The sequence below is a fragment of the Enterococcus sp. 10F3_DIV0382 genome, from assembly GCF_002140245.1.
Lineage (GTDB): Bacteria > Bacillota > Bacilli > Lactobacillales > Enterococcaceae > Enterococcus_B > Enterococcus_B lactis.
The window spans coordinates 1,354,585-1,378,354 of the sequence record NZ_NGMF01000001.1 but is presented as its reverse complement, the minus strand read 5'-3'; the positions used below and the strand labels follow the sequence as shown (position 1 = coordinate 1,378,354).

Annotated in this window: 20 protein-coding genes; 3 read left to right on the top strand and 17 right to left on the bottom strand. The window is 39.0% G+C overall.

The window, feature by feature from the left end; all coding sequences use genetic code 11:
• Positions 1 to 23 precede the first annotated feature (23 nt).
• On the bottom strand, positions 24 to 518 hold the full coding sequence (locus tag A5849_RS07015; RefSeq protein WP_002316340.1) for a YbaK/EbsC family protein: 495 nt from the start codon (positions 516 to 518) through the stop codon (positions 24 to 26).
• A 149-nt stretch (positions 519 to 667) separates the two neighbouring features.
• Here A5849_RS07015 and A5849_RS07010 point away from each other — a divergent pair, with 149 nt between their 5' ends.
• Positions 668 to 1,036: an iron chaperone gene (locus tag A5849_RS07010; RefSeq protein ID WP_002345981.1), complete on the top strand. Its 369-nt coding sequence runs from the start codon at positions 668 to 670 to the stop codon at positions 1,034 to 1,036.
• Positions 1,037 to 1,493: 457 nt separating this feature from the next.
• Complete coding sequence (locus A5849_RS07005; protein WP_002316342.1) at positions 1,494 to 1,946, top strand: helix-turn-helix domain-containing protein; 453 nt, start codon at positions 1,494 to 1,496, stop codon at positions 1,944 to 1,946.
• 212 nt (positions 1,947 to 2,158) lie between these two features.
• Here the strand turns inward: A5849_RS07005 and A5849_RS07000 are convergent, their stop codons facing one another.
• The 5 genes from A5849_RS07000 to A5849_RS06975 all read right to left on the bottom strand — a co-directional run bounded on the left by A5849_RS07000 (position 2,159) and on the right by A5849_RS06975 (position 8,799).
• Complete coding sequence (locus A5849_RS07000; protein WP_002288523.1) at positions 2,159 to 3,010, bottom strand: GRP family sugar transporter; 852 nt, start codon at positions 3,008 to 3,010, stop codon at positions 2,159 to 2,161.
• A gap of 12 nt (positions 3,011 to 3,022) precedes the next feature.
• A complete protein-coding gene (locus tag A5849_RS06995; RefSeq protein ID WP_002308914.1) occupies positions 3,023 to 3,808 on the bottom strand; it encodes a glucose-1-dehydrogenase in 786 nt (261 codons plus the stop codon).
• A 391-nt stretch (positions 3,809 to 4,199) separates the two neighbouring features.
• Positions 4,200 to 5,141 carry a riboflavin biosynthesis protein RibF gene (gene ribF, locus A5849_RS06990; protein ID WP_002308911.1) on the bottom strand — a complete coding sequence of 314 codons (942 nt, stop codon included), beginning with the start codon at positions 5,139 to 5,141 and terminating at the stop codon, positions 4,200 to 4,202.
• A gap of 3 nt (positions 5,142 to 5,144) precedes the next feature.
• Positions 5,145 to 6,068: a tRNA pseudouridine(55) synthase TruB gene (gene truB / locus A5849_RS06985; RefSeq protein WP_025478152.1), complete on the bottom strand. Its 924-nt coding sequence runs from the start codon at positions 6,066 to 6,068 to the stop codon at positions 5,145 to 5,147.
• 367 nt (positions 6,069 to 6,435) lie between these two features.
• Entirely contained in the window at positions 6,436 to 8,799 is a 2,364-nt protein-coding gene (locus A5849_RS06975) for a phosphoketolase (RefSeq protein WP_002348558.1), read from the bottom strand.
• 114 nt (positions 8,800 to 8,913) lie between these two features.
• On the opposite strand from A5849_RS06975, the gene A5849_RS15315 reads away from it, so the two are divergent.
• Positions 8,914 to 9,132: a hypothetical protein gene (locus A5849_RS15315; protein ID WP_002308907.1), complete on the top strand. Its 219-nt coding sequence runs from the start codon at positions 8,914 to 8,916 to the stop codon at positions 9,130 to 9,132.
• Positions 9,133 to 9,239: 107 nt separating this feature from the next.
• Here the strand turns inward: A5849_RS15315 and rbfA are convergent, their stop codons facing one another.
• The 11 genes from rbfA to A5849_RS06915 all read right to left on the bottom strand — a co-directional run bounded on the left by rbfA (position 9,240) and on the right by A5849_RS06915 (position 23,743).
• A complete protein-coding gene (gene rbfA / locus A5849_RS06965) occupies positions 9,240 to 9,587 on the bottom strand; it encodes a 30S ribosome-binding factor RbfA (RefSeq protein WP_002308906.1) in 348 nt (115 codons plus the stop codon).
• A gap of 25 nt (positions 9,588 to 9,612) precedes the next feature.
• Positions 9,613 to 11,913, bottom strand: coding sequence for a translation initiation factor IF-2 (gene infB, locus A5849_RS06960; protein WP_002314813.1), 2,301 nt, complete (start codon positions 11,911 to 11,913; stop codon positions 9,613 to 9,615).
• 12 nt (positions 11,914 to 11,925) lie between these two features.
• Positions 11,926 to 12,237 carry a YlxQ-related RNA-binding protein gene (locus A5849_RS06955; protein WP_002308904.1) on the bottom strand — a complete coding sequence of 104 codons (312 nt, stop codon included), beginning with the start codon at positions 12,235 to 12,237 and terminating at the stop codon, positions 11,926 to 11,928.
• Positions 12,234 to 12,527 carry an RNase P modulator RnpM gene (rnpM, locus tag A5849_RS06950; protein WP_002288501.1) on the bottom strand — a complete coding sequence of 98 codons (294 nt, stop codon included), beginning with the start codon at positions 12,525 to 12,527 and terminating at the stop codon, positions 12,234 to 12,236. The genes A5849_RS06955 and rnpM overlap by 4 nt, the downstream gene beginning before the upstream one ends.
• A 21-nt stretch (positions 12,528 to 12,548) precedes the next feature.
• The gene (nusA, locus tag A5849_RS06945; RefSeq protein ID WP_002313645.1) at positions 12,549 to 13,724 is read right to left on the bottom strand and encodes a transcription termination factor NusA; all 1,176 of its coding nucleotides are present in this window, start codon (positions 13,722 to 13,724) and stop codon (positions 12,549 to 12,551) included.
• Positions 13,725 to 13,746: 22 nt separating this feature from the next.
• On the bottom strand, positions 13,747 to 14,220 hold the full coding sequence (gene rimP, locus A5849_RS06940; RefSeq protein WP_002308902.1) for a ribosome maturation factor RimP: 474 nt from the start codon (positions 14,218 to 14,220) through the stop codon (positions 13,747 to 13,749).
• A gap of 143 nt (positions 14,221 to 14,363) precedes the next feature.
• Positions 14,364 to 18,716: a PolC-type DNA polymerase III gene (locus A5849_RS06935; protein WP_002308901.1), complete on the bottom strand. Its 4,353-nt coding sequence runs from the start codon at positions 18,714 to 18,716 to the stop codon at positions 14,364 to 14,366.
• Between the two features lie 211 nt (positions 18,717 to 18,927).
• The gene (locus A5849_RS06930; RefSeq protein WP_002308900.1) at positions 18,928 to 20,637 is read right to left on the bottom strand and encodes a proline--tRNA ligase; all 1,710 of its coding nucleotides are present in this window, start codon (positions 20,635 to 20,637) and stop codon (positions 18,928 to 18,930) included.
• 67 nt (positions 20,638 to 20,704) lie between these two features.
• Positions 20,705 to 21,973, bottom strand: coding sequence for an RIP metalloprotease RseP (rseP, locus tag A5849_RS06925; RefSeq protein WP_002308899.1), 1,269 nt, complete (start codon positions 21,971 to 21,973; stop codon positions 20,705 to 20,707).
• A 160-nt stretch (positions 21,974 to 22,133) separates the two neighbouring features.
• Entirely contained in the window at positions 22,134 to 22,934 is an 801-nt protein-coding gene (locus A5849_RS06920; protein WP_002308898.1) for a phosphatidate cytidylyltransferase, read from the bottom strand.
• The gene (locus A5849_RS06915; RefSeq protein ID WP_002308897.1) at positions 22,931 to 23,743 is read right to left on the bottom strand and encodes an isoprenyl transferase; all 813 of its coding nucleotides are present in this window, start codon (positions 23,741 to 23,743) and stop codon (positions 22,931 to 22,933) included. The genes A5849_RS06920 and A5849_RS06915 overlap by 4 nt, the downstream gene beginning before the upstream one ends.
• Positions 23,744 to 23,770 lie beyond the last annotated feature (27 nt).

The window sequence follows — 23,770 nt, the reverse complement described above, 5'->3', positions numbered from 1 at the left end:
ATTGCTACAGCTCCTAGTATGCACTATTTTGTTTGATTGTTGTTATTTTCATTTGCTGGCATTAAAAACATCGGTATTTTAAGTAGCTGGATGATTTTGTTTAAGTCAATCGTTTTGATGACCATCGTTTGATCTGGCCTTCCTGGTGCAAAAACAAGTTTTTCTTTTGACAATAGTTCTTCGTCAATAATAATCGGTATCTGTTCTTCGTAACCAAATGGAGAAACAGCGCCCTGTTTTTGTCCCGTCTGTTCTTCCATATGTTCTGATGAAACAATAGAAAGCCTTTTACCGATGATCTTTCCTAATGCTTTGAAATCCGTTTGTTTTGTAGTAAAAGTCAGATATACATAGTTATTATCTTTTTTATCTTTTAAGAATAAGCTTTTGGTCTCTGTGCCTGTAAATCCTTGCTCTTTCTTCACCACCAAAGCATCTTCATTTGTATAAATAGCTCGATGATGATACAACTCAAAATAAATATTTGCGTGTGAGAATTTCTTTGCCAAGTCAATCATTTTTATGCCTCTTTTCTATTTTGGTCTTTGAGCCATCTTATCATCAAAATATACCGGATACAATATCGCTTGTTTTCTAATTTATTTTTATACATAACCATTGTTTTTCTGGTAAAATAAATCAAACCACTTAATGGAGGCGTTTTAGAATGGAAAAATTCCGATTGATTATTGATCAAATAAAAGAAAAAGAAAATCAACAAAAGATCAATGACCTTTTCTCTAAGATAGCGAAGACATATCCCCAGCTGGACACAACTGTAAAATGGAACCAGCCTATCTTTACTGATCATGGTACCTTTATTATTGCATTCAGTTTTGCTGAAAATCATTTTTCCATCGCACCAGAAAAAGCAGCGATTCGTGCCCTTGAAAAGACTATCCAAGAAATTGGTTACATATATACGGATAATGTCATCAAAGTTCCTTGGAAAAGTGCAATCAATTGGGAACTGATTGACCATTTTATTTCATTTAATATTGAAGACAAGAAAGATCATAATAAATTTTGGCGATAAAGCTTTATACAAACAAAAACTGTACTGGCGAAGAATCTATCCATTACCTTGTACAGGCTTTGTTCTATCCTTTTTATCCTCACTGGTTAAACACTTAATTGGCAAAGTATCTGTTGTTTTTATAAGGAGTCTTTCTTGTGCTGAAAAAAATCACTGATACGAATGACCTTGAATTTTCAACTTAGTAAAATTTTTTCAGCAATTTTCCTGCAAATCTTTTGAATAAGGAAAAAATACGAGAAAATATCAGCAATCTTTCATAATACTATCCATTATTTTCAGGTATATTTAAATATAATATCACTTTAGAAGAGAATGAATTTCTTTAGAGAAAGAAAAGTTAGAATTTTCTGATTCGTTTTTTGCAATGACTTTAAGTGAGATCGTTCTTTCTACATCTCGTGATAAAGCAACTAACAACCAAACCAATAGAATCATTCACATAGGAGGGTGAACATTGAAAGATTTTTACTCAGTAAATGAATTAGCCGAACAATTAGGTGTTACTACACGTTCTATCAGAAATTATCTTCATGAAGGAAAACTAAAAGGAACAAAGGTCGGCGGACAATGGAAATTTTCTGAACGTAATCTTTTTGAATTTCTTTACGGAGATCAAGCAGATGAAGCAGCAAAAGACATGCAACGATTCATGCTAGATACACCAATCACGATGCGTTTCAACCTTCAGTATCGTGATTTTACAGCGATCAATCAATTCCGAGAACAATTAGTTCAGTACCATAACGATGTTTACGCAAATAAAAAAGACCGTCTTTTACAATACGATCTTTATAAAGATAATCATGCGGAGATACTTATAGGTGGTAATTTTAATTATGTAACGAACTTTAGTCAATGGATCAATGGAAAATTATTGATGCAGACAGATATTTCACTTGTTTCTTAGACGATTAAAAAGAGCGTGGACAAAAGTAAATAACACTTTTGTCTCACGCTCTAAACACGTATAAATGGCGGAAGCAGAAGCAACTCCTTCGGAAATAAGCTGAAATTCACAAAAATTTGAAAAGCAATTTTCGTGAATTCCTTCTTATTTCTTGGAGTTAAACGCTTCTGTCCCGGCCTCTTTTTATAAGTAATCTTTTGCTCTCTTTATCCTCAAATAAAGACCGTGACCATACTTCCTACTACGATCAGCAACAAGCCGATAATCGTTAATTTTTTTTCTTTTGGTGTCTTATTTTCATGCAGGATGTACATACCGCCTAATGTAGAGATAACTACGTTTAGTTGTGTAATGATATATGCAGTAGCAACCCCATTTTCATTCGCTGAAAAAATATAAGCCAACGCTGACACACTGAAGATGGCTCCAACTATTGTTGCTTTCCAACTTTTGTCTTCAGAAAATGCAGTTGGTTTTCGGAAAATCACATAAATAACTGCCCCTAAAAAGACACCGATCATTTGCGGAAAGAAAATGGAAAGTCCACTTGCATCAACTAGTTTGGGCAATGCACTGTAAACCCAATAACCAATACTTGTTGATGCTAATAGACTAATTCCTTTTGTGATACCGCCTTTTTTTCCAGGATCATCACTGATTGCCGTTAAAGCAGAGCCAAATACAAGAAGAATGATCGCTGCTGCACCAATGATTTTCCCCATACTTCCAGACCATTCTCCAAAAGCAAAGACACCAATCAACGAGGTTCCGACTAACTGTAATGCAGTCGAGATAGGCATCGTTTTAGAAACACCAATCAAGTTGAAAGATGTATACTGTCCTGTTTGTCCAATAACCCAAAATGCACCAGAAAGTAAACTAATCAAAAATGTAGTCACTGAAATGCCAGCTGGAGAAGCGAATAATTGAACGAGTAAGCCAACAAGCACCGCTCCAATACCAGTTCCTAATATCTCATTTGTTGGTCTGCCGCCAATCTTTTTCAAAATCAGTGGCTGGATCCCCCACCCAACTGCCGGGATCAATGCAATCAATAAACCCATTTTTATTCACCCTTATCCTTTTCCACCTTGGAACGAAGGATATAAAGTCATCCCACCATCTGCAAATAGTGTAATACCTGTAACATAACTGGATTCGTCTGAAGCCAACCATGCAGCTGCCGCTGCTATTTCTTTTGGTTCACCTACGCGTCCTAGCGGGATCATACTTTCCAAGAGTTCTTTTTGTTCAGGATCATCAAATTTTGCCGCATTAATAGGTGTACGGATAGCGCCAGGTCCTATACTATTGATTCTGATTCCCTTAGGTGCGTACTCCATTGCTACCGTTTCGGTAAATAATTTTACCCCGCCTTTTGAAGCAGCGTAATGAGCAAATGTTGGCCATGGGATTTGTTCATGAACAGAAGACATATTGATGATATTTCCTTTTTTATCATTCTCTGTAAAATAATTCAAAGCTGCTTTCGTTCCGATAAAAACGCCAGTCAAATTTACTTTTAATACTCTTTCCCAATCTTCAAGGCTAAGTTCATGGGTCGGATGCTGATTTTCCATCCCAGCATTATTAACCCAAATGTCTAGTGTCCCAAAATTTTCTAAAGCCGTATCAAGTAAACGCTGTATTCCTTCTTCAGAACTGACATCTGCTTGTACAGAGACTGCTTTTCCGCCTGCCTCTTCGATTGCTTTGACTGCTTTTTCTGCCCCTTCTTTATCCGAATTATAGTTGACGACTACATTCATTTTTTCTTTCCCGAATCGTTGAGCAATCGCTGTTCCAATCCCTTTTGAGCCGCCAGTTACTACTGCGACTTTGTTTTCTAATTCCTTATACATAGTACCCACTCCTTTTTATACCTAAACCTGTTATTACGGATAACTTTTATTTCCGCCTTAAAGTGAGTGTACACCAATATATATAGTCTAAAGCAAATGATACGCTCCAGTAATCGTTTTCATTGGTTGGTAGCATCCTTCTATTTCTATAAAGAAAGAGTTTGTGACAGAAGTGTTCAGCTTCAAGAAATAAGAAGGAATGGACGAAAATTGCTTCTCAAAATTTTTGTGAAATTTCGGCTTATTTCCGAAGAAGCTACTTCTGGAACACCATTTATTCGGAAAAAGGGCTGTGACAAGACTTTTGTCACAGCCTTTCATACGCTTATTTATCAACCATTTCGTTGTAATTGCTAGTTATGCATAAAGATTAGCTCTCACGGACATTATTTTATTGCTGAGAAAAATATTCAGCTGTTGCTTGTTCATCATCCTTGAGTTGTTCAATCAATTCCTCTACACTTGAAAATTTCACTTGATCTCTTAAAAATTGATTCCAACGTACTTTGACATGCTCGCCATAGATATCTTGATTAAAGTCCAAAATATACAATTCTACAGTCAGCTCCCGTCCTTCACCAAATGTATCATTATGTCCAATGGAACCCATGGCTGGATACCAAGTTTCCCCAATTTTTATTTCCGATACATAAACACCTTCTTTAGGTAAATGGACTGTGCTCTTTACTTTGACATTTGCTGTAGGGAATCCTAATAATCTGCCTCGTGCATCGCCATGAACAACTACCCCCTCTACCTCGTATATGCAACCTAATAGTTTTGCCGCTTCTTTTACTTGACCGCTGTCTAGCAATCCTCGAATACGTGTAGAGCTGATTTTTTCGCCTTGTTCTTCTTCTTTAGAGACTGTGACGATTTTGAATCTTCCCTTAGCATATTCAGGAAAATGAGCGACATCCGCAATGTCTTTCGGTCCATAGGTGTAATCAAAACCGGAAACAGCATATTTCGCATGTAATCCTACGATATATTGATCAACAAACTCTTGTGGCGCTAAATGAGCAAAAGAAGAAGTAAAATCGACTTCATATAAATAATCGATACCCAAATCTGCCATTTTTTCTTCTTTTTGCTTCAGGCTAGTCAAATACTTCACACTGCTAGGATCGATCTTCTTAAAAACAATCGATGGATGTTGATTGAAAGTCATCAATGCTAATTTCAATCCTTCTTTTTGCGCAATTTCCATACCTGTCTTTATGACTTTCTGGTGTCCAATATGCACGCCGTCAAAAAATCCCAGTACTAAAACGACATCGTCTTCTGGAATTTGTTCTGGTTGGTAAGGATGTCTGATCTTGATGATATTCATTCGTCATTCCTCATTTCTCAATACTTTACTAGGTTTTAGTTTATTTTTTTCTTTCGGGTTTGGCTGATAGATACTTACGACTTTGTCATTATAAAACAAGGCAATTTCCTCTGAAGGCATTTCTGGGAGCGCAAATACAGTATAATCAAGTCTCATACCGTTTTTTACTTTCTGCCATACCTCATCAGTAATATCTACTCGTTTGAACCGTTCCACTCCTTTTTCAATTGGCAGCAAATACTCATCGATCGTACCGTTTTCTACAGCTTGAGCTACTTCTTCTAATGTTAACGCTTCTTTTTGGGCCATACCGGCACTTGCTGTTCGAGTGAGATCAGACATGTGTGCAGGGTAACCAAGTTTCTTGCCTGTATCCACAGCTAATGTACGGACATAGGTTCCTTTCCCGCATTCTACTTCGAAACGCCAAGAAATGGTTCCTGCCACTTCGTCTCTTGTCAGTTCACTTGTTCGGATAAAACGGTAAATTTGAGCCTTTCTAACAGGCCGATCCACTGGTTCATTATTCCGTGCATATTCATATAACCGTTTACCGTTTACTTTTACCGCTGAGTACATGGGCGGTATCTGGGTGATTTCACCAATAAATGAAGCCATCACTTCATCTATTTTTTCTTCAGATAAAGACATATCCACTGGTTTTGTTTCTACTCGTTCTCCGGATCGATCTTCCGTCGTTGTACTGAAACCTAGAGTCATCTCGCCCACATAAATTTTCCCAGAATCTGTCAAATATTCGATAACTTTTGTGGCTTTTCCGATACAAATAGGCAATACACCGTCTACATCCGGGTCAAGCGTACCCCCATGTCCGATTTTTTTCGTATGTAAGATTTTTCTTAATTTGAATACGCAATCATGACTTGTCATTCCGCGTTCTTTCCATAAAGGTAATAACCCGTCCATGTCTTTTCTCCATTTCATTTTTGATTTAACTGAATTATTATAACACATTGCATCTATTACTGACGAATTTGACATCATAATGAACGGTTTTTATTTTTCGGCAATAAAAACGTAACAAAATTCATGCTCATGTAAATAGAAATCATGTTATGCTTTTTTTAAAGGAGGGAATAGAATGGAAGATTTTTTCTTTGCACCATTTGATTGGATTTATGGGTGGCTTACAGGTAAATAGATTGGTTCTCACTTCCCAAAAACGAAAAAAAAGACTGGTCATTCTTCCAGTCTTTTTTCCGTTTTTTTTATTTATTTTTCAGTTTCTTGATCAATGTAAAAAAATCTATTTTTCAGGGTCGATTTTATCATTTTATTGGTCAAGATTTTTCCATTTCCAATCCAATACTTCTGGCAGATCAATACCATTTTCACGAATATAGTTTTGATGTTCTTGTAATTTCTGATCCATTTTTTTTGCAAAATCTTCTGCTTGACTTCCTTTGATTTTTAAAGCTGCATCTTTTGCCAAATGATAACGGTCAAGTTCATTTACCACACGCATGTCAAACGGTGTCGTGATATCTCCGTTTTCTTTGTAGCCATGAATCATTAAATGATGGTTATGACGATCAAAGAAAATCGTGCGGATCAAAGTTTCATAACCGTGGAAAGCAAATAAGATCGGTTTGTCTTTTGTAAAATATTTGTCAAATTCTTCATCGCTCAATCCACGCGGATCTTGACTCGGATGACGTAATTTCAATAAATCTACGACATTGATGAACCGGATTTTTAGTTTTGGGAATTCTTCCAGCAGCAAAGTCACAGCTGCTAATGCTTCTAAGTTAGATTCCGTTCCTGCAGCAGCAATGACCAATTCAGGTTCCTCCTCTTTTGCTGTCGAAGCCCAATCAATGATTTTCAAGCCTTCATTCACTAAGACGGCTGCTTCTTCTGCTGAGTAAAATTGAGCACGCGGATGTTTGGAAGAGATGATCAAATTAATTTTTTCTGACGAGCGGAATGCTTTGTCCATGACTGCGAGCAACGTATTTGCATCCGCAGGCAGATATTCACGGATGAACTCCGCCTTTTTTTCTGCCAAATGTGTCAATATTCCTGGATCTTGGTGGCTATATCCATTGTGATCTTGCTGGAAGACTGTTGAGCTTGCAATGAGATTCAGCGAAGGATAATTATTTCGCCAAGAAAGGTCACGTGATTTCCGCATCCATTTGAAGTGCTGAGTCAGCATAGAGTCAACCACTCGCAAAAATGATTCGTAACTTGCAAAAAAACCATGCCGTCCAGTCAGAACGTACCCTTCTAAGAACCCTTCATCTTGATGTTCCGATAATTGACTGTCGATGACGCGGCCAGATGGCGAAAGCCATTCATCATTTTCTGGTTCGATTTTTTCCATCCATTGGCGATTTGTCGTTTTGAAAACTTGATTCAATCGATTTGATTTTGTTTCATCTGGTCCGAATATACGGAAATTTTCTGGATTTTTCTCAATGATCTCGCGAACGAATTTACCAAGTTCAGTCATATCTTCTGCTTTAACGGAGCCCGGTTGTTCAAATTGCAAAGTATATTTTTTCCAATCTGGCATAACAAGCGGTTTCGGATCGATTCCACCATTGATGATAGGATTTTTTGCCATTCTTTGGTCACCAGTGGGCGCGATTTCTCTGATTTCTTCTAAAATACGTCCTTGTGCATCAAATAATTTTTCTGGTTCATAGGATTTCAACCAACGGAGTAAAGCATCTGCATGATCCATATGTTCTTGATCTACAGGAATCGGTACTTGGTGTGCTCGGAAGGTTCCTTCAATTGGCTCCCCGTCCCATTCTTCTGGACCGGTCCATCCTTTTGGTGTGCGTACGATCAATACTGGCCATTTTTGCATCACCACATCTGTTGCTGTCTTCAGGCGAGCTTCTTTTTGGATGGATTTGATTTTCTCGATTGCTTGATCCATTTTTTCAGCCATAACAGGATTTAATTTTTCTGGATCATTTCCTTCAATAAAGAAAGGTTCCCAGCCAAGTCCGTTAAAGTAATTTGCTAATTCTTCATCTGTTTTACGTGCCAAGATCGTTGGGTTGGCTATTTTAGCACCATTTAAATGAAGGATTGGTAAAACAGCTCCATCTGTCACCGGATTGATAAAGACATTTGAGAACCAGCTTCCAGCTAAAGGACCGGTTTCTGCTTCACCATCACCAATCACGACAGCAGAAATTACTTCAGGATTGTCTAATACAGCTCCGACTCCATGTGAAAGAGAGTATCCAAGCTCTCCGCCTTCATGGATAGAACCTGGTGTTTCTGGTGCTGCATGAGAAGCAATGCCTCCAGGAAATGAAAATCGCTTGAATAATTTTTGCATTCCCGTCTCATCTTCCGTTACTTCTGGATAGATTTCTGTGTAACTTCCATCTAAATAAGCATTCGATACCATGACTTGTCCGCCGTGTCCTGGTCCTTCGATATAAAACATGTTCAAATCATATTTATTGATGACTCGGTTCAAATGGACATAAATAAAATTTTGGCCAGGAATCGTTCCCCAATGACCGATTGGATGTTTTTTGACATCTTCTGGTTTCAACGTACGTCTCAGTAAGGGGTTATCTTTAAGATAAATTTGCCCGACAGAAAGATAATTGGCAGCACGCCACCAAGCCGTCATTTTATCAAAGTATTCTTTACTAGAATAATCCATACGTAACACTCCTTTTCATTATTACTCTTATTCTAGCGCAGATACTCCCAATTGAAACCTAATAAGCACTTCTGTTCATTTGCTTGGATTTTATATCTTGTCAATAACTTCAACGTGATTTTTCTTTTAACTGACGGCAGACCGACAAATTCAAACTTTTATAGTGCAGATTCCACTGATCTTCTAGTTACTTGGCTATATAACCTGACTGTCACTACAATGGATTACAATCTAGCTTCCCTCATCGGTATCTTGATCTTTATCTATATGCAAAAATTTATATACTATAGAAAAAAGAAAGTCGAATTTTTTCTTTTTCTCTTTTTTGGTTAACTGACACGCCGCAAGACTAAAGTCATGGAACTCTTAGGCAATACGTCTTAATGAAAACAAAAAAATCCCGCAACCCCTGATTTCACAGGATTTGCGGGATTTTTTAATTAGTCTTTGTTCAAGTCGCGAAGCAATTCATCGATATGGTTGCCATAGACAACTGATTCATCTAATTCAAAGGACAATTCAGGTGTTTTGTAAATACTTAGATTGTGCCCCAGCTCACGACGAATCAATCCTGATGCTTTATCCAATCCTTCTTGTGCTTTTTTCTTTTCAGAAGCTAAATCAGAAAGGATGCTGTAATAGATTGTTGCTTGTTGAAGATCGCCTGTTACGTGTACATCAGTGATCGTTACATCTTGCACACGAGGATCTCTTACTTTTTTACGTAGGATCGCATTGACTTCTTTTAAGATTTCTTGACCGACTCGGCGATCACGATAGTTAGCCATAATGATTGGCCTCCTTTATCAGTTTTTAGTCATTTTTGACTTCTTCCATGATAAACCCTTCAATTACGTCATCTACTTTGATGTCATTGAATTTTTCAATCATAGCACCGCATTCATAGCCCATTTTGACTTCTTTTACGTCATCTTTGAAACGTTTCAAACTTGCCAATTGGCCTTCGTAGATAACGATACCGTCACGGATCACACGGACGCCGCTGTCTCTGCGGATATAGCCTTCTGTTACATATGCACCAGCGATTGTGCCTACTTTGGATACTTTGAATGTTTCACGTACAATCATTTGACCAGTGATTTTTTCTTCAAATTCAGGATCTAGCATTCCTTTCATCGCTGTTTCGATTTCATCAATAGCTTTATAAATGATACGGTGTAAGCGAATGTCTACTTCTTCAGCTTCTGCTTGCGCTTTTGCTTGAGGTGTAGGACGGACGTTAAATCCAATGATAATCGCATTACTTGCTGCTGCAAGTGTTACGTCACTTTCATTGATTGCACCTACCGCTGAATGGACGATTTTCACACGTACACCTTCAACTTCGATTTTTTTCAGTGAGGCAGCTAATGCTTCTGCTGAACCTTGAACGTCGGCTTTAATAATGACGTTAACTTCTTTTAGCTCGCCTTCTTTCAAGCTTTCAAACAAGTTGTCCAAGGTTACACGGCTGCTTGCAGCACGGTTTTCCAATAATGCACGTTTTGCGCGTTCTTCACCCGCTGCACGTGCTGTCTTTTCGTCTTCGAAGACTACGAAACGGTCACCTGCTTGAGGTACATCATTCAAGCCAGTGATTTCTACTGGCGTTGCAGGTCCTGCTTCTTTATCGCGACGGCCAAGATCGTTTGTCATTACACGGACACGTCCGTAAGTATTACCGACAACGATTGGGTCACCAACATGAAGTGTTCCTTCTTGGACAAGTAAGGTTGACACAGGACCTTTACCTTTATCAAGACGTGCTTCGATCACTGTTCCGATTGCGCGTTGTGTTGGATCTGCTTTTAAATCTTCTACTTCTGCGACTAACAGAATCATTTCCAGCAATTCTTCGATGTTTTGGCCGAATTTCGCTGAGATCTCAACAAAGATCGTTTCTCCACCCCATGCTTCAGGAATTAACTCATACTCACTTAATTCTTGCATAACATGTTGAGGGTTTGCACCTGGTTTATCAATTTTGTTTACAGCGACGATAATTGGAACGCCTGCTGCTTTGGCATGGTTGATTGCTTCAACGGTTTGCGGCATGACACCGTCATCTGCAGCGACAACTAAAATCGTGATATCTGTGATACTTGCTCCACGTGCACGCATACTTGTAAAGGCCGCATGTCCTGGTGTATCCAAGAAAGTGATTGGTTTGCCATCGATATCAATCTGGTAGGCGCCGATATGCTGCGTGATTCCGCCGGCTTCGCCGCTTGTTACACGTGAATGGCGCAATGTATCCAATAAGGTTGTTTTCCCGTGGTCTACGTGTCCCATAATCGTTACTACTGGCGGACGTGAGACTAATTTATCTGGATCAACTTCTTCCGACTCGAAGAATTTATCGATATCTGCAATATCAACTTGGACTTTTTCTTGTGGTTCCATACCATAGTCCGTAGCTAACAGTTCAATCGTATCTTTATCCAGTGCTTGGTTTTGATTGACCATGACGCCAAGCATAAATAATTTTTTAATGATTTCTGCTGGCTCACGATGAATTTTTTTCGCGATGTCTGCTACGTTCATGCCTTCAGTATACTCTAATACATCTGGCAATTCACGGAATTTGCGTGGTGGTACAGCTGGCTTAGTTGATTGTTGCTGTTTGCCTTTTTTACCCTTTTTATTATAACGATTACGGTTGTTATTATTAAATTTGCCGCGATTGTTATTGTTTGGTTTGTTGTTGGTACGGTTTTGATTGCCGCCTTGGCTCGTTCCTGGACGATTTTGACTGCTAGTATTCCCCGTATTATTTTGGTTTGTTGTTGGTTTTTTTCCTTGATTCACTTGACCGCTCCCTTGACCGCGATCTTGATAACTGCGGTTATTTTTATTTTTTTGTTGATTATTTGTTGCTTCTTTTTTACGTTGATCGTTCGGCTGTTGATTGGCTGGTTTTCTGCTTGCTTGTTGTGCAGCTTGTTGTTTCGTGCTTGGGTTTTTGAACGCTTGTTGCAATTTCTTCTCATCACTGCTAGTAATCGCACCCATATGGTTTTTCACATCGATGCCAAGTTGTTGTGCTTTTTCCACGACGTCTTTACTAGATTTTTTGAGTTCTTTTGCTAATTCATAGATTCTTTTATTGCCCATGCAATCACCTTCCTAACCTTCAATTAGCTCCTTGGTCTTCTTCGCAAATCCGGCATCCATTATTCCGAATACCTTGCGAGGTTTTCCGATCATCTGCGTGATTTCTGCTTCAGAAAATAGCTCAAAGCAAGGAACTTCATAGTATGAACTCTTATCTTTTATCTTTTTTCTTGTATTCTCACTTGCATCTGTTGCCACAAACACCAATTTTGCTTTTTGTTTGCGGATTTCAGCTATGGTCAGTTCTTCGCCCGTAATCAGTTTTCCCGCGCGCATCGCCAGACCCATGAGATTCATGACTTTTTGCCGATTGACTGTATTCATTTTCCAAATAACTCTTTACGTGCTTTTTGGTGAGTGACATAGTCAAGAAGTTCTTGATAAAACTCATCTGTTAAAGTTGTTTCGAGTACTCGATCGAGAATTTTTTTATCCCAAGCTTGTTGTACTTCTTCCGGCTCAAGTGAGACATACGCTCCTCGTCCAGGCATTTTTCCAGTTGGATCGATCGATACTTCCCCTTCTTTTGAACGGGTGATTCGGACCATCTCTTTTTTAGGTTTCATTTCACCTGAAACCACGGATTTGCGTAAAGGAATTTTCCTTTGTTTCATCTCTTTGCCTCCTTACTAAAGTTAAGCTTCTGGTTTTTCTTCGACCGTTTCATTATTGAACGCAATTGCTTCATACTCATCGTCTGTCAAATCTGACTGAACGATTGCTTCGTCATGCAATTCTTCTGTTTCGTTTTGGTGTTCTTGTTTTTCATAAAATTCCGCCATATCAGATTCTGATTTGATATCGATTTTATGGTTAGTCAATTTAGCAGCTAAACGTGCGTTTTGTCCACGTTTACCGATTGCTAACGATAATTGATAGTCTGGAACGACAACTGTGCAAGCTTTAGGATTGGTTTCATCAAAAATCACATCCATGACTTGTGCAGGATTCAATGCATTTGCAATGAATACAGCTGGGTCTTCATTCCATTCAACAATATCCATGTTTTCGCCTTTTAATTCATTGACGATTGCTTGGACACGTTGTCCTTTTGGCCCAACACATGTACCGACTGCATCGATATTCTGATCATTTGAACGGACAGCTACTTTTGATCGATCGCCGGCTTCACGGGCAATGCTGACGATTTCAACGATTCCATCATAAACTTCTGGGACTTCTTGCTCAAATAAGCGACGCAATAAATCTGGATGGCTGCGGCTAACAAATACTTGCGGACCTTTAGACGTATTTTCTACTCGAGAAACATAGACTTTGATACGATCGTGAGGTTGGTAAAATTCGTTTGGCATTTGATCTTGTTTAGAAAGAACTGCTTCTATTTTGCCAAGGTTGACATAAATATAACGTTTATCCTGACGTTCGACGATTCCTTGCATGATGTCTTTTTCATAAGCACTGAATTCGTTATAAATGATCGTTCTTTCTGCTTCACGTACACGCTGCAAGATAACTTGTTTAGCTGTTTGCGCAGCGATCCGCCCAAAATCTTTTGGTGTGACTTCAAAACGGATCGTATCACCAATCTCATATGCTGGATTAATCAAAAGTGCATCTTTCAATGAGACTTCCAACTGTGAATCCATCACTTCTTCCGTTACTTCTTTTACTGCATAGACATGGATCTTTCCTTTTTTCTGATCAAATTCCACTTCGACATTTTGTGCTTGGCCATAGTGGCGTTTGTATGCAGAAACCAATGCTGCTTCTAAAGCATCGATCACGATTTCTTTTGAGATCCCTTTTTCAGCTTCTAAAGCGTCTAACGCATTTAACATTTCTTTACTCATTTTTTCTGATTCCTCTCCGTGATTAAAATTGGATAGCTAAGCGAGCTTTTGCAATATTTTTTCGGTCAAAAGTCAATTCTTTTTCTCGTGTTTTTATGCGTATTTTCAATGTAAGCTGTTCAGCATCAAATGATTGAAGAAATCCTTCGTATTGTTTTTCGCCATCTACTGGTTGGTATAAGGAGACATGGACATAATCGCCAAGTGCCTTTTCATAGTCGCTTTCTTTTTTCAATGGCCGCTCTGCTCCAGGGGAGGATACCTCCAGGAAATAAGCTTGAGGAATCGGATCTGGATCTGCTGCATCAAGTTTTTCGCTCAGTTTCTCACTGACAAAGGCACATTCTTCGATATCGATTCCGCCTTCTTTGTCAATAAATACTCGTAAGAACCAACTTTTTCCTTCTTTTACAAATTCGACTTCGACAAGTTCAAAATGTTGTTCATCTAAAATCGGTGTCACCATTTCTGTGACTGTTTCAACGACGCTACTCAAAAGTTTCGCCTCCTTAAAAATTAAATACGTAATTCCATTAAAAAGAGTGAGCGAAAAATCCGCTCACTCACAGTTAGTATCATTACCTATAAAAACTATACCATACTCTGCTTAAAATTACAAGCAGACAAGATAACAGATGCTTATAACATATCGAATAACGATAATTGGTTTTCGTCTGGTAAATCTTTCAATACACCATTATCGTTCATATATTCAATCAATGTTTTTGAAACTTTCCCTCGAGTAGCAAGATCTTCTTTAGATAAAAATGGACCATCTTTTCTTGCCTCAACGATTTGTTTTGCTACATTGGTTCCCAAACTAGGGACAGCTCTAAATGGCGCAATTAACGTATCTCCTTCGATAACAAAATTAACTGCATCCGATTTGTACAGATCAATCATCCCAAATTTGAATCCTCGTTCTAACATTTCATTGGCTAATTCTAGCACGGTCAGCTGATTTTTTTCTTTTACGGAAGCATCTAGCCCTTTGTCCGTGATTTCTTTCATTGCTTGTTTCACAGCATCTTTTCCTTTGCACATGGAGACTAGATCAAAATCATCCGCACGTACAGAAAAGTATGCACAGTAATACAAAATAGGGAAATAAACTTTAAAATAAGCAACACGAAGAGCCATCAATACATAAGCTGCAGCATGGGCTTTTGGAAACATATACTTGATCTTTGAACAAGAATCGATATACCAATCAGGCACATTATTTTCTTTCATCGCGGATAGATAGGTTTCTCTCAATTCATCAGGAATCTTGTTCCATTGCCCTTTACGAACAGTTTCCATGATCTTAAATGCCATCCCGCTGTCTAATCCAGCATGAATCAAATAAACCATGATATCATCACGACAGCCGATTACTTCCGCCAATGTCGCATCCCCACGTCGAATCAATTCTTCGGCATTTCCTAACCATACATCTGTACCATGAGACAGTCCGGATATTTGAAGTAGTTCTGCAAAAGTTGTAGGATGTGTTTCTTCTAACATTCCTCGAACAAAACGAGTGCCGAATTCTGGAATACCTAATGTTCCTGTTTTAGAATAAATCTGTTCCTGAGTTACCCCTAGTACTTCAGGGCCAGCAAATATCCGCATCACTTCCGGGTCATCTGTAGGAATCGTTTGTGGATCAATCCCTGATAAATCTTGAAGCATCCGTATAACAGTTGGGTCATCGTGTCCTAGAATATCCAATTTCAATACATTGTCGTGGATTGAGTGAAAATCAAAATGGGTCGTTTTCCATTCCGAATTTTGATCGTCTGCTGGATATTGGATCGGCGTAAAATCGTAGACATCCATATAATCTGGAATAACGATAATCCCCCCAGGATGCTGACCAGTTGTCCGTTTGACTCCTGTTGCACCCTTTGCCAATCTGTCGACTTCTGCACTTCGAAACTGCAGATTATTGTCCCTTTCATAACCTTTTACATAGCCATATGCTGTTTTATCGGCGACTGTACCAATCGTTCCGGCACGGTAAACATAGTCTTCACCAAACAATACTTTCGTATAGTTATGTGCTTCTGCTTGATAATCACCTGAGAAGTTCAAATCAATATCGGGCACTTTGTCTCCATGGAATCCTAAAAATGTCTCAAATGGGATATCATGACCATCTTTATTTAAGCGTGCACCACATTTTGGACATTGTTTTTCTGGCATATCAAATCCAGAACCGTACGTGCCATCTTCAAAGAACTCGGAATATTGGCACTCTGGACAGTAATAATGGGGAGCTAAAGGATTCACTTCAGTGATCCCAGTCATCGTTGCAACAAAGCTAGAGCCAACAGAGCCACGTGAACCTACTAGATAGCCATCTTCATTACTTTTATGCACAAGTTTTTGGGCGATCAGATAAATAACCGAGAAGCCATTACCATTAATAGAGTTCAACTCTTTTTCTAATCGTTTTTGGATAATTTCAGGTAACGGATCTCCGTACATTTGTTTTGCTTTTGTGTAACTCAATTCTGATATCTCATCTTCTGAACCTGGAATCTTCGGTGTATAAAGTTCATCTTTGACTGGAATCACTTCTTCGCAGATATCTGCGATTTTATTCGTGTTATCCACTACAATCTCTTTTGCTGTTTCTTCCCCTAAAAAGTGAAAAGCGGTGAGCATCTCATCAGTTGTTCGGAAATGGACATCTGGCAAACTATGACGATTCAACGGATTCGCTCCGCCCATAGAATTGATCAAAATTTTTCGGTAAATGGCATCTTCTTCGTTGAGATAATGAACGTTGCCTGTTGCAACAACGATTTTATCCAAACTTTTTCCGATTTCTACCAAGTTTTGGATAATTTCTTCCAAATCATGTTCATTTTTTACCAATTCTTGCTCGATCAAAGGTGCATAGACCGCTTTTGGCATAACTTCAATATAATCGTAGAATTTTGCTCGGTTTCTTGCCTCTTCTACCCCTTTTTGCATCATGGCTTCGAAGATTTCTCCCTTATCACAAGCTGAGCCGATCAATAGATTTTCACGCATCTTTTTCAATTGGGAGCGTGGTATTCGCGGGACACGTTCGAAGTATTCGACATTCGACATTGAAATCAGTTTGAACAAATCTTTCAGTCCTGCTTGATTCTTTGCTAAAATCGTTACATGGAAAGGTCGGGCTCGTTTGTAAGAATCTCCTTCTCCGATATGCTCATTTAGCTGATCATGATAAAGCATGTGATGATTGTCCATTGCTTCTTTGACAAAAATCCAAGCTAAGTGACCTGTTGCTTCAGCATCATAGATTGCTCGGTGATGCTGTTCCAAGCTGACACCAAATTTTTTGGATAACACACCTAATCCGAAACGTTTGAATTGCGGATACAGATATCTGGCTAATTCTAAGGTATCAATAACTGGATTAGTTGCTTCAGGAATGCCATATCTTGCGTAGCTAGTATTCAAGAACCCCATATCAAAAGCCGCGTTGTGTGCTACCAGAATTGTACCTTTTGAAAACTCAAGGAACATCCGCAAGACTTCTTCTTCTGACTTCGATCCTCGAACCATTTCATCCGTAATACCTGTCAAATCCACCGTTGTTCGGGATAAAGGATGTCCTGGATCGATAAATTCATCAAAGCTTTCGATCACATTTCCTTTGTACATTTTGACTGCAGCGAGCTCGATGATGGTATCGTATACCGCAGACAATCCTGTCGTTTCCACGTCAAATACGACATATGTGGCTTCGTTTAATGCTTCATGCGCATCATTATAAGCAATAGGTACGCCATCATCTACGACATTCGCTTCCACACCGTATAAGATTTTCACACCTGCTTTTTTCCCGGCACTATGAGCTTCTGGAAAGGCTTGTGCGCCACCATGGTCCGTAATGGCGATGGCACGGTGTCCCCATTTTCCTGCTTGTGCCACCAGATCAGAAATGCTATTCGTTGCATCCATCGTACTCATATTGCTGTGAACATGAAGTTCTACCCGTTTTTCCCCTTCAGGAGCATAATCTTTACGAGGGGTGTGTTTGACTTCAACGATATCTTGCGCATTCATGACCAAATCACGGACAAACGTATCTTCTTGGATACTTCCACGTACCTTTAACCAGCTTCCGACACTGATCGCATCAAATATCTGTTCATCTTTTTCGCCATTTGAGAATTTTTTGACGATAAATGATGAAGTATAATCTGTGATTTTCAAAGTCAAGATCTTGCGTTTTGAGCGTAGTTCTCTGACTTCTTTATCGAACACATACCCTTCAAGAGTGACCCGTCGTTCTTCTTCGACGATATTGATCATTGGTGTTGTGGGCTCATCTGCTGGAATATTTCGTCCTAGCTGGATGGGTCCTTCAAGAGCTGGTGACTGTTCTTTTCTTTCTTTTTTCTTTTGCTCATGAACAACTAGACTTTCAGCTGCTTGCTTCATAAAGGCTTCTGCCTGTTCTTGTTTACGTTCTTCAAAAAGTTTCAATACACGTTCCGCTTGCTGCTCATCCACTTCTGGTTCGATACGAAATTTCGGGAATCCGTAACTGACGAACAACTCTTCTACTAATGGTAAGTATTGCTGTTTCAAATATGAAATAGCCCCTGTACTGTCGATTGGCAAGATGACTTTACGATCTTTTATCACAGGTACTTGCGTTTTCAATACTTGCTGTGCTAGTGGTGTATCGCATTGCTGATTTTCCAAAGCTTGGGCCCAGTAATCTTGCAAGAGCTGTTCATCGAATGTCTGGTCATCTGCTAAGATATTCAATTTGACTTGTGCAATCTCTTTAAAAGCGACAGTCAGATGCTGAGCCAATGAACGATACAGCATAATAGGCAAAATTTTAGAAAAATGCAGCGTAAATTCCCATAAACGCGATTTACGATGGACCACTACACTATCCATTTCACCAGCAGTAAGCAGTGGATGATTTTTTTCTGCTTCCTCTAGTTGGATTTGTTCCAACAGTTTTTCAAATAAATCTCGTTTTTCTGACAAAGATATACGCCCTTTCTGATGAGAAACTATGCAATTGATTGCATCGTATCCTCTTCTTTTTCAGTACCCTTTAGTATACTCGTTTTTTCTGAGTTTTACATTAAAAAATTGGAACTGTGATTCACATCACAGTTCCAATTTTAAAAGCGAAACATCAGGTTGTCAAAAACAGCTGATTCAGCTATTTTACTTTTCTGTGTTTTAACGCTTATTATTCCCCTTGGTTCAAGAGGATTGGTAAAGTATTCGCCAATTCTTCTTTACGTACTTCAACCATTTCGCCAGTTTTCTTGATTTTCACTTCTACGATTCCTTCTACTGCTTTTTTACCGACAGTAATTCTGATTGGACAGCCAATCAAATCAGAATCCGCGAATTTCACTCCTGCGCGTTCATTTCTGTCATCAACCAGTACTTCATAGCCAGCTTTTGTCATCGCTTCTTCTAGTTCATTCGTCAAGTTTGTTTGGTATTCGTCTTTTAGATTCATTTGGACGATATGCAGATCAAATGGCGCAATTCCTTTTGGCCAATTGATTCCTTGTTCATCTGAATGTTGTTCTACGATTGCTGATAATAAACGGCTCACACCGATACCATAACAGCCCATAATCACAAATTTTTCCCGTCCGTTTTCGTCTAGAACGGTTGCTCCCATAGATTCACTGTAACGAGTGCCAATTTTGAAGATATGTCCGATTTCGATTCCTCGAGTAAAGGCAAGAACACCGTTGTTGTCTGGTGAAGGATCTCCTTCTTGTACAAAACGAAGATCTTCATAAGAAAGCACAGTGAAATCGCGTTCTGGATTCACATTTTTATAGTGGAAGCCTGTTTCGTTCGCTCCAGTAATGGCATTCGCTAAATCTTGGACATAACGGTCTGCATATACTTTTACATCCTCTGAAACACCGATTGGTCCGACAGAACCAAACTCAGCACCTAGATATTTTTGTGCTTCTTCTTCCGTCGCTTCTTCTAAAAAGTCAGCAGATAGATAGTTTTTCAGTTTTACGTCATTGACTTCATGGTCTCCGCGTACCAAAACAAGGACAGGTTGTTCATCCGCAATGAACAATACAGACTTGATGATTTTTTGAGGTTCAACAGAAAAGAAATCTGCTACTTCGTCAATTGATTTTACGTTAGGTGTAGCTACTTTCTCTAATTCAAGCTGTGTTTCATGCGATTTTTTTGACACATAGTAGCTTGTAGCCATCTCCAAGTTTGCAGCATAATCACTTTCAGTCGAATAACAGATCGTATCCTCCCCGATCTCTGAGATCGCCATGAATTCCTTTGAGTCTTTCCCGCCCATTGCGCCACCGTCTCCGATGATCGAACGAAATTCCAAACCGCAACGCTTAAAGACTTCGGTATAGGCTTTTTCATAATCTTTATACGTTTCGTCTAAACTTTCTTCCGTTGCATGGAAAGAATATGCATCTTTCATGATAAACTCACGTCCGCGAAGCAAACCAAAGCGAGGACGTTTTTCGTCACGATACTTAGGTTGGATTTGATAAAGATTCAAAGGTAATTTCTTATATGAATTAATTTCATTACGCATCAAATCAGTAAAAGTCTCTTCATGAGTTGGTCCAAGAATCATTTTTCGATCATTACGGTCCTTGAAACGATACAAGTTTGGACCATATGTTTCGTAACGTCCTGACTCTTCCCAAAGTTCTGCTGGCAAGATAGCAGGCATCAGCATCTCTACCGCACCGATTTTTTCAAATTCTTCCCGCATGATACGTTTCAGCTTTTCTAATACACGATTTGCTAATGGCAGATAAGAATAGATACCCGCTGATACTTGACGGATATATCCAGCTCTTAGCAAGATTTGATGACTTAATACTTCTGCATCATTTGGAACTTCACGTAATGTTGGAATCAACATTTTTGATTGTCTCATTCTATATACTCCTTTATTTCCTCAAAATAGTTATCGTTTGTTATTATACCCTATTTGTCAACTTTTTCTAGAAAAAGAATCGTTGAATATCGTTCCATGTAACTAGCACCATCAACAACATTAAAAATCCAAAGCCAGCTAATGTCAATATTCCTTCTTTTTCTTGACTTAATGGTTTCCCACGAATCCCTTCAAAAATATTCAACACTAATTTCCCACCATCTAAGGCAGGGATCGGAAGCAGATTGACGATTCCAAGGTTCATTGAAAGAAGCGCCATCAAACCAATAACAGTTGTTACACCTTGGTTTGCTGCTTCTGAAGACAATTGGTACATCATAACAGGTCCGCCTAATTTATCTAAACTAAAACCTGTAAACAGTGATCCTAAGGCTTTGAAAATTTCCAATGAACCGCTAAAAGCTTGACGTGTTCCGCCGATGATCTTATCCATAAAACCTGTATTCATTGGGGCTTGTATGCCAAGTTGGCCAACTTTTTCGCCATTTGACTCTACAGATTTCGGTGTCACGTCGACAGATTGCATCTTACCTTCTCGTTCGATCTCAAAATCTAATGTTTTACCTGGATTTTTCGTGATGACTGTTGTCAAATCGTTCCAAGTGTGGATTTCTTTACCGTCCACGCTAACTACCTTATCATTTTCTTTTAAGCCTGCTTCTGCCGCAGCACCATTAGGGATAATCTCTCCTACACGATTAGTATTTGTCACTTGAACACCGCCTTGCATGAATGCAAGAATAATAAATAACACGATTGCCAAGATAAAGTTATTCATTGGACCGGCAAAATTGGTCAGCATACGCTGCCACAGTTTAGCCGATTGGAACTGTACATCTTTTGGTGCAATTCTGATTTCTGTTCCGTCGGTTTCAATAATCGTCGCATCGTGATCGACAGGATAGGTCACTACTTCTGTTTCATCTCCATTCACATAACCAGTGATAGTCAGCTCATCTTCTAAATCATAACGGCTCAATTCCATTGGGATAGCATTTGTCAATTGGATTTTCTTACTTAAATTTATCTTCTCTACGATGCCGTCAGAATTTAGTAAAAGAGAAAGAGGCATACCTGGTGCCATTTCTGTTTCATCATCCCCATTGCCTGCCATTCGAACATAACCGCCAATAGGTAATAGGCGAAGCGTATATGTTGTCCCGTCTTTTGCTTGATGCCCATAAATTTTCGGACCCATACCGATAGCAAATTCGCGAACGAGGATTCCTGATCGTTTCGCAAAGAAGAAATGACCAAACTCATGAACAATCACTAATATACCAAAAACAATGATAAATGTTAGTATCGTTTTCATAGCTTTTTTCTCCTTTACTTGTTTTTTGTGTGTTTTTTTAAACAACGTTAAAACACTATAATTTTACCATAGTATACCTAAGACACCAATAGTATCAATAAAATGAGAAACAAAAACCTGCGTCTTTTATGAAAATCACAAAGAAACGCAGGTATACTTACTAAATAATGCCAAATAAATGCATGATAGGAAATACAAACAGCAAGCTATCGAAACGGTCTAAGATTCCCCCGTGGCCCGGTAAGATATTTCCTGAGTCTTTCACATCATAATGGCGTTTGATTGCTGATTCGACCAAATCGCCAAATTGTCCGACTGCCGAAAAAATAATCGTCATCAGAAGCATGACAAACATACCATGATTGAATAGTTCTTTTGCTGGATACAACAATAGATAAAGAAATGCGACTACAACAGCACTTCCGATCCCGCCTAACGCGCCTTCAATCGTTTTGTTCGGTGAAATATCCGGACTTAACTTGTGTTGTCCATAACGACGGCCAACCATATAAGCACCAATATCAGTTGCCCAAACGATAAACAGACCAAAAATCAAAACAGCTAAACTTTCTGTTCGTGCATTGACGAAATTCTGGAAGCCTATTCCTACATACAAACTGACAAGTACTGGGAAACCTGCTTCATCAATCGTATACGTATTTTTAGATATAACTGACGTCCCTAAAAGGATCATAACGATAAGATAAAATAGCATAAATGTACTGACGTTCTCTGGAAGAAAGAAGAACCATCTTTCTTTTGGCAAGACAAGGAGCACTGCACCAATAGCGGATAAAACTCCTTCAAAACTTAGGAGAGTCAATCCTTTCATCCGGAAAAGCTCATAAACTCCTACCACAGCTAAGACCGCTGCGGTAAGCTCAACCGCTATGCCCCCAATCCATATAATCGGAATAAACAAGACAAGCGCCACGGCTGCTGTGATTACACGTTGTTTCATGACTGATCCCCTTTCTCATTTTCTGTTTTTTTTACACCGCCGAATCGACGATCTCGATTTTGATAAGAGGCAATTGCTTCTTCAAGATGTGCACCGTCAAAATCAGGCCAAAGTGCTTTTGTAAAATACAATTCACTATATGCAATCTGCCATAACAGAAAATTACTGATCCGCTCTTCTCCGCTTGTACGGATCATCAACTCAGGATCTTGTAATTCTTTGGGCAAGAAACCTGTCATTAGATGGTTGGCAATCACTTCATCATCGATTTCTTCTGCCTGTATTTCTCCCTTTGCTACTTCTTCAGCAATGTTTTGGACTGCGGTCACGATTTCTGCTCTGCTTCCGTAATTCAAAGCAAAGTTTAACACCATTCCGGTATTGTCTTTTGTTTGCTCAATTGCACGTTTTACAGCGTCTTGCGTCTGTTCTGGTAACACGTTCTCATACCCCATGACATGGACTTTGACGTTTTCTTTGATCAATTCTGGTACGAACGTATCAAAAAAGTCGACAGGTAGTTGCATGAGAAAACTTACTTCATCTTTTGGTCGCTTCCAGTTTTCAGTTGAAAAAGCATAAAGCGTCAATACTTTCACTCCAAGCCTTGATGCTTTCTTTGTGACTTTCTTTACTGTTTCCATACCTTCTTTATGACCAGCGACTCTTGGCAAACGCCGGTTTTGCGCCCAACGACCATTGCCGTCCATGATGATGGCAACGTGTTGAGGAATTGGTCCATCGGCATTAAATTGAAATTCGCTTTTTTCTTGAATATATTTGTTTTTTTGCGGAAAAAAACGTAACATTCTTTTTCCTCCTATACTTAAAAGATT

Coding starts and splice junctions, on each gene's coding strand:
- A5849_RS07015 (WP_002316340.1), bottom strand. CDS start 518: ATGATTGACTTGGCAAAGAAATTCTCACACGCAAATATTTATTTTGAG.
- A5849_RS07010 (WP_002345981.1), top strand. CDS start 668: ATGGAAAAATTCCGATTGATTATTGATCAAATAAAAGAAAAAGAAAAT.
- A5849_RS07000 (WP_002288523.1), bottom strand. CDS start 3,010: ATGGGTTTATTGATTGCATTGATCCCGGCAGTTGGGTGGGGGATCCAG.
- A5849_RS06995 (WP_002308914.1), bottom strand. CDS start 3,808: ATGTATAAGGAATTAGAAAACAAAGTCGCAGTAGTAACTGGCGGCTCA.
- ribF (WP_002308911.1), bottom strand. CDS start 5,141: ATGAATATCATCAAGATCAGACATCCTTACCAACCAGAACAAATTCCA.
- truB (WP_025478152.1), bottom strand. CDS start 6,068: ATGGACGGGTTATTACCTTTATGGAAAGAACGCGGAATGACAAGTCAT.
- A5849_RS06975 (WP_002348558.1), bottom strand. CDS start 8,799: ATGGATTATTCTAGTAAAGAATACTTTGATAAAATGACGGCTTGGTGG.
- rbfA (WP_002308906.1), bottom strand. CDS start 9,587: ATGGCTAACTATCGTGATCGCCGAGTCGGTCAAGAAATCTTAAAAGAA.
- infB (WP_002314813.1), bottom strand. CDS start 11,913: ATGGGCAATAAAAGAATCTATGAATTAGCAAAAGAACTCAAAAAATCT.
- A5849_RS06955 (WP_002308904.1), bottom strand. CDS start 12,237: ATGAATACAGTCAATCGGCAAAAAGTCATGAATCTCATGGGTCTGGCG.
- rnpM (WP_002288501.1), bottom strand. CDS start 12,527: ATGAAACAAAGGAAAATTCCTTTACGCAAATCCGTGGTTTCAGGTGAA.
- nusA (WP_002313645.1), bottom strand. CDS start 13,724: ATGAGTAAAGAAATGTTAAATGCGTTAGACGCTTTAGAAGCTGAAAAA.
- A5849_RS06930 (WP_002308900.1), bottom strand. CDS start 20,637: ATGAGACAATCAAAAATGTTGATTCCAACATTACGTGAAGTTCCAAAT.
- rseP (WP_002308899.1), bottom strand. CDS start 21,973: ATGAAAACGATACTAACATTTATCATTGTTTTTGGTATATTAGTGATT.
- A5849_RS06920 (WP_002308898.1), bottom strand. CDS start 22,934: ATGAAACAACGTGTAATCACAGCAGCCGTGGCGCTTGTCTTGTTTATT.
- A5849_RS06915 (WP_002308897.1), bottom strand. CDS start 23,743: ATGTTACGTTTTTTTCCGCAAAAAAACAAATATATTCAAGAAAAAAGC.